This is a genomic window from Streptomyces sp. SID14436 (genome assembly GCF_010548465.1).
Taxonomy (GTDB): Bacteria; Actinomycetota; Actinomycetes; order Streptomycetales; family Streptomycetaceae; genus Streptomyces.
Genome location: NZ_JAAGMD010000680.1, coordinates 1 through 6,457, shown reverse-complemented (window position 1 = coordinate 6,457; position 6,457 = coordinate 1). Strand labels below are relative to the sequence as shown.

At 75.0% G+C, this 6,457-nt stretch carries 7 protein-coding genes; all 7 read left to right on the top strand.

The window, feature by feature from the left end:
• Positions 1-868: response regulator (locus tag G3I53_RS24670; protein WP_164438780.1), on the top strand; the 868-nt coding region annotated here is incomplete at its 5' end.
• 106 nt (positions 869-974) lie between these two features.
• The gene (locus G3I53_RS24665; RefSeq protein ID WP_164438779.1) at positions 975-3,410 is read left to right on the top strand and encodes a SpoIIE family protein phosphatase; all 2,436 of its coding nucleotides are present in this window, start codon (positions 975-977) and stop codon (positions 3,408-3,410) included.
• 284 nt (positions 3,411-3,694) lie between these two features.
• On the top strand, positions 3,695-4,096 hold the full coding sequence (locus G3I53_RS24660; protein WP_164333395.1) for an anti-sigma factor antagonist: 402 nt from the start codon (positions 3,695-3,697) through the stop codon (positions 4,094-4,096).
• 156 nt (positions 4,097-4,252) lie between these two features.
• Positions 4,253-5,152 carry an STAS domain-containing protein gene (locus G3I53_RS24655; protein ID WP_031101771.1) on the top strand — a complete coding sequence of 300 codons (900 nt, stop codon included), beginning with the start codon at positions 4,253-4,255 and terminating at the stop codon, positions 5,150-5,152.
• Positions 5,149-5,574, top strand: coding sequence for an STAS domain-containing protein (locus tag G3I53_RS24650; RefSeq protein ID WP_031101770.1), 426 nt, complete (start codon positions 5,149-5,151; stop codon positions 5,572-5,574). The genes G3I53_RS24655 and G3I53_RS24650 overlap by 4 nt, the downstream gene beginning before the upstream one ends.
• Positions 5,574-6,014 (top strand): anti-sigma regulatory factor, encoded by a 441-nt coding sequence (locus G3I53_RS24645; RefSeq protein WP_031101769.1) that lies wholly within the window; start codon positions 5,574-5,576, stop codon positions 6,012-6,014. Before G3I53_RS24650 ends, G3I53_RS24645 begins: the two co-directional genes overlap by 1 nt.
• Positions 6,014-6,457 (top strand): anti-sigma regulatory factor (locus G3I53_RS24640; RefSeq protein ID WP_164438778.1); only part of this gene is annotated, 444 nt, incomplete at its 3' end. The genes G3I53_RS24645 and G3I53_RS24640, both read left to right, overlap by 1 nt.

The window sequence follows — 6,457 nt, the reverse complement described above, 5'->3', positions numbered from 1 at the left end:
CGGCCGGCGTCCGCGGCGGCTGCTGGTGGTGGAGGAGCGTCCGCGCGGCCTGCTCACGCTGGTCGCGGAGAGCGTCGTCCAGGACGTCACCAGCGCCCGCGGCCACGGCGCGAACCGGCCCGTGGTCGACATCATCACCGCCGTCGGCGCCCAGGAGGCGGCCGGCGCCCTGGCGGCCGAGCCGTGCCACTGCGTGGTGCTGGAGCTGGGCATGGAGGGCGAGGCGGCGCGGTTCCTCCAGGCGCTGCGGGGCGACGCCGCGCTGGCCGCCGTGCCGGTGCTGGTGCACAGCGGGCAGCGGGCGGACACCGCCGTGGAGGAGACGCTGCGCTCGCGGTCCTCGGGCACCGCGCTGGAGTTCCTCTCCAGCCTGGACGAGCTGCGGGAGCGGATCGCGCTGCACCTGTCCGCCGAGGAGCCGGGTGACGTGCTCTCGCTGGTGCGGCCGGACGATCCGCAGCGGCGGGCACCGGAGCCGGTGCCGGACGTCTCCCACGCGGGCCGCACGGTCCTGGTCGTCGACGACGACGCGCGCAACCTGTTCGCGCTCAGCGGGATCCTGGAGCTGCACGGCTTCCGGGTCCTGCACGCGGAGAACGGGCGCCGGGGCATCGAGACGCTGCTCGCCCACCCGGACGTGGCGCTGGTCCTGATGGACGTGATGATGCCCGAGATGGACGGGTACACGGCGACGGCCGAGATCCGGGCGATGCCGCAGTACGCGGAGCTGCCGATCATCGCGGTGACGGCGAAGGCGATGCCGGGCGACCGGGAGAAGAGCCTCGCCTCCGGGGCCAGCGACTACGTGACCAAGCCGGTCGACACGCAGGCCCTGATGGCGTGCGTCCGGCACTGGCTGCCCTCGTGAGCGGCAACCGCACGGCCGCCGGGTTCGTCCCGTCCACCGGGACGGGCACCCGGCCCCGTCCGTGCCGTCGCGCCCCAGGTCCCCGCAACCGAGGAGCATCCGCACCGTGAGCACCACCGACCGGCCGAGCCCGCCGCAGCACGAGGAGGCGGGGCCGCCGTCCGCCCTCCCGGCGTCCGCGACGTCGGCCGGGCCCGCCGGCGTCGCCGCGGACTCCCCCGTGGGCCGTCTCGCGGCGACCGTGGACCGGCTCAGCCGCGAGGTGCGGGCCGCGCAGGCGGAGGCCGAGGGGCGGGCCCTGCTCGAACTGGCCAAGGGCATCCTCGTCGAGCGCCTGCAGTGCGGGCCGACGCAGGCGGCCCGCCAGCTCGCCGAGCTGACCGAGCAGGCCGGGACGACCCCGCTGGAGTTCGCCGTCGAGGTCATCAACCAGGCGGCGCGGGACCGGATGTCGGAGGTGACGAACGCGTTCCTGGCCGCCACCCGGGCGGCCGAGGAGGCCGAGAGCGAGGCGGCGGCCGCCGTCCGGCTGCGGGCGGCCGAGAGCGGGGTGCTGGCGGCCGACGACACCCAGGCCGTCGCCGAGTCCCTGCTCCAGCACGCCCTGCAGCCGATCGGCGCGACGGCCGTGGCCGTCTGGGCGGCGGGCTTCGACGGCTCGCTGACGCTGGCGGGCAGCGCCGGTTTCTCCCCGGCGGAGGCGGCCCGCTGGCGCTACGTACCGCCGGACGTGGCGACGGTGGCCCGGCGGGGGCTCACCGAGCGCGACGGGCTGTGGATCACCTCGCTGTCCGACACGGGACTGCCCAGCGTCGGCCGCCACCAGCACCCCGACGGGGGCAGGGCGGCGGTGCCGGCGGGCACGGGCGGACGGATCCACGGGGTGCTGGAGATCGCCTGGCCCGCGCCGCTGCCCGAGCAGCCGCCGCAGATAGTGCGTCAGGTCGAGGCGCTGGCCGAGCTGTGCGCCCACACGCTGGAGACGTACACGGCGCCGAGCGACCCGGCCCACCCGCCGCGGGTGCTGCCGGACGCCGCGGAGCTGATGGACCTGGCCGACGGGCTGCAGGACCCCGCCCTCGTGCTGGTGCCCCACCTGGACGCCGCCGGGAACCTGGTGGACTTCCGCATCCAGCACGTCAACGGCCGCTTCCAGGACCCGGCGGGCCGGTCCCGGGCGATGATCAGCGGGGTGCTGCTGCTGGAGGCCTACCCGCTGGCCGCCGGGGAGAGCGGGCTGTTCCAGCGGATCGAGCGGGTGTACGCCACGGGTGAGCCGTTCCGGGCCCGGCGGACGAACCTGACGGCGCTGGTCGACCAGGTGCCGCTGTCGGCGGTCGCGGACCTCAGCGTCAGCCGGCACGGCTCCAGCGTGCTGTTCATCTGGCGGATCGAGGACGAGGCGGCGCGGCTGGCGAGCCTGCTGCAGCACGCGCAGCGCCTCGGCCGGATCGGCGGGTTCGAGGAGAACCTGCTCACCGGTGAGATCACCTGGAACGGCCAGCTGTTCGACCTGTACGGGCGTCCGCCGTCGAGTCTGCCGGTGGCGCTGGAGGACCTTCCCGCGCACGCCCACCCGGACGACGCGGTGCCCATCGGCCGTTTCCTGCGGACCCTGATGCACCACGGCCGGCCCGCCTCGGCCGCGTTCCGGCTGCAGCGGCCGGACGGGGTGACCCGGCACATCCGGGTGGTCGCCGAGCCGGTCACGGACACCGACGGCCGGGTGCTCACGGTGCGCGGCGCCTACCAGGACGTCTCGGCGCAGCACTGGACGGAGGTGGCGCTGGCCGCCACCCGGGACCAGCTCGCGCACACCGAGCAGCACGCCAGCGAGCGGGACCGGCTGGCGTTGCAGCTGCAGCAGGCCATCATGCCGCCCGCCCAGGCGCCCCTGCGGGTGCCGGACCTGTCGGTGGCGGTGCGCTACCGGCCGGCGGAGGCCGAGCAGCTGGTGGGCGGCGACTGGTACGACGCGGTGGTGCTGCCGTCGGGGCTGGTGCTGCTCTGCGTCGGCGACGTCGCCGGGCACGGCATCGAGGCCGCGACCAGCATGGTCGTCCTGCGCAACGCGCTGCGCGGGCTGGCCGTCACCGGCGCGGGACCGGGGCAGCTGCTGTCCTGGCTCAACATCGTCGCCCACCACCTCACGGGCGCGGTGACGGCCACGGCGGTCTGCGGGCTGTACGACCCGGACGCGCGCACCCTGCGCTGGGCCCGCGCGGGCCATCTGCCTCCGGTGCTGGTCCGCGGGGACGGCGCCGCTCCGCTGCCGACGGTCCGGGGGATGCTGCTGGGCGCGGTGGCGGAGGCCCGCTACGAGGAGGCGGAGGTGACGCTGGCGGCGCAGGACACCCTGCTCATGTACACCGACGGGCTCATCGAGCGCCGCGACCGCACGATGGAGGAGGCCCTGACCCAGCTCCTCACCACGGTCGGGACCGCCCCCAGGTCTCTGGACCAGCAGCTGGACCGCATGCTCACGCACAGCCGGTCGGACACGGACGACGACACGTGCATCGTCGGCATCCGGGTGGGGTGACACGGGCGGGGCGGCAGCCGGGCCGGGCCGTCGCGGCCGATGCCGACCGCGTGGGCATGAAAGAGGGATCAGCGGGTACGCGCGGCTGCGCGGTGCGACTCGGCCGGTGGGCGAGGGAGTGCGGACGGCAGGCGGCGAAGGGGCTCCGGCCCCGGTGACAGGGACACGTCCCTGCAGGTCGTCGCCGTCGAGAGCTTGATCACTCCCCCGTCCGGGGGCCGCGCGTACCGAGTGGCCCCCGGGGTGACCCCCGCCCCGGACGTCCGTACTTGTTGGAGGTACTCGTGCCCATTGCCCAGAACCCCCTGTCCGTCGAGGTGACCCTGCCCCGCGAGGACGTCGCCCTGCTCACGGTGGAGGGGTACCTGGACGTCGACACCGCGACCGAGTTCCAGCACCATCTGGCGAACCAGCTGCACCACGGCCGGCGCCACTTCCTGCTCGACCTGTCGGCGGTGCCCTTCATGGACTCCTCCGGCATGAACATCATCCTGCGCGTCTACCAGGAGGCCCGGGAGCTGCCGGGGAGCGTGCACATCATCTCCCCCACGTCCGCGGTGCGCCGCATCCTGGACCTGACCGGCGTGAGCATCACCGTCCCGGTCTCGGAGAGCGTGGAGGAGGCGCTGGAGCGCGTCGACGGGATCCGGGAGAGCGCCCCGCGGCAGGAGGAGCCGGGCGCCTGAGAGGCTGGTCCGGGAAGGAGGCCGGGTCCCCACCCGGCACGATGCCACCGCGACGCCGTGTCCGGCCGTCGGGCGCAGCACGGCCGGGGCCGTGTGCGGCCGGCCGCCGCCGGGCCGCGGACGCGGTGGGACGTCATGACGACAAGGAGAGATCAGGTGCCGGAGCACGAGGCGGACGGGGCGCTCGCAGCGCCGTCGCAGGAGGTCAGGGACTTCCTGCGGCGCCGACGGGAGCAGATCGCCCAACGGTGGGCGGACGAGCCCCTGTTCCGTACGGTGTTCACCGTCTCGCGGGACGAGGCGGTGGAGGCGGGCCGGGCGGTCGTGGACGCCCTGGCCGAGGTCGCGGACACCGGCCGGGTCGAGGACCCGGACGCGGCGGGGTTCAGCGGGGTGCGGGAACAGCTCGCCCGGATGGGCGCGGCGCGCTCCCGTGCGGGACTGTCCTCGACGCAGGTGTCGAGCGAGCTGTCGGCCCTGTGGCCGCCGGCCGAGAACCTGCTGGTCGCGGATCTGGAGCAGGCGGACCCGGAGCGGGTGCGGACCTGCTCGATCGCGCTGAGCCGGCTGATGGGGACGCTGCGGCTGGTCGCCATGCAGACGGCGGTGACGGAGGGGCAGGCGCTCATCGACCGGCAGCGGCTGCAGCTGATGGAGGTCGCCACGCCGGTGATCAAGCTGTGGGACGGGATCGTGGCGGTCCCGCTCATCGGCACGCTGGACAGCGCCCGCAGCCAGGTGGTGATGGAGACGCTGCTGAACTCGGTGGTCGAGCAGCACGCCCGGTTCGCGATCCTCGACATCACCGGGGTGCCGACGGTGGACTCGCTGGTGGCGCAGCACCTGATGAAGACCGTCGCGGCGGCCCGGCTGATGGGCGCGGAGTGCGTGGTCTCCGGCATCCGGCCGGCGATCGCGCAGACCATGGTGCACCTCGGGCTCGACCTGGGGTCGGTCCTCACCCGGGCCAGCCTCGCCGACGCGCTGGCCTACTGCCTGCACGAACTGGGCGCCGACATCGTGAACGCGTCCCCGACGGGTGCGGGCCGACGGTGATCCAGGACCCCTCCCGCGCCGTCGCGGGGCACGCAACCGTGCCGGTGCTCCGGCTCGGCGACATCCTGCTGGTCACCCTCCAGGGCGACCTGTACGACAGCACGGCGCAGCAGCTGCAGCAGGACCTGTCGGAGACCATCGTGCGCAGCGGGGTCACCGGGGTGGTCATCGACATCTCCGGCGTGGAGATGGTCGACTCCTTCCTGGGGCGGGTGCTCGCCGAGATCGCCGCGCAGACCGAGCTGCTGGCCGCCCGGACCGTGGTGGCCGGTATGCGGCCGGCGGTCGCGATCACCCTGGTGGAGCTGGGCCTGACGCTGCCGGGCCTGCGCACGGCGCTGAACACCGAAGTGGCGTTGGAGATGCTCTCCCAGCCCGTCGTGCTGTCCGGCCCCGCCGGCAGGCGCGGGGAGGGTGCGTGATGGACACGTCGGCGGGCGTGGAGGCGTGCTTGCCCATCCGGTCGGACATGGACCTGGTGTGGGTGCGCCAGCATGTGCGGCAGTCCGCGGCCGGGCTCGGGTTCGGGCTGGTGGACCAGACGAAGCTGGTCACCGCCGCCAGTGAGCTGGCCCGCAACACCCTGGTGCACGGCGGGGGCGGCCGGATGGAGATCTCCGCGGTCAGTACGGCGGGGGTGGCCGGGCTGCGGCTGTCCTTCATCGACGAGGGGCCGGGCATCCCGGACCTCGACCGGGCGCTCAGCGACGGCTACACCTCGGGTGACGGGCTCGGCATGGGGCTGGGCGGGGCCCGGCGCCTGGTGCACGACTTCGCCGTGGAGAGCGCTCCCGGCTCCGGGACGACGGTCCGGGTGACGTCCTGGGTGTCCCGGCCGCCCCGGCCGCGGGAGGAGGGCTGATGCCACGCGTGTGGGAGGTGCCGGTGCGGGACTCCACCCGGGTGCGGGACGCCCGGGTCGCGGCCGAGGAGGCGGCGGCCGTGGCCGGGCTGGACGAGCGCCGTACCGCGGCGGCGGCCCTGGTGGCGACCGAGCTGGCCACCAACCTGCTCAAGTACGCGCAGGGCGGCACGATGCTGCTCGACGTGGTGGATCCGCCCGTCCTGCCGGAGGGTGCCGCGGCGCGGTCGGTGCAGATCACCGCCATCGACCACGGGCCGGGCATGTCCGACGTGCCCTCCGCCCTGCGGGACGGCTTCAGCACGACCCGCTCGCTGGGCGCGGGGCTGGGCACCTGCCGCCGGCTGTCCGACGACTTCGCCCTGCACAGCGTGCCGGGCCGGGGCACGGTGGCGGTGGCCCGGCTGTCCGGCTCCGTGCGCCCCACCGCCGGGCCGGCCCCC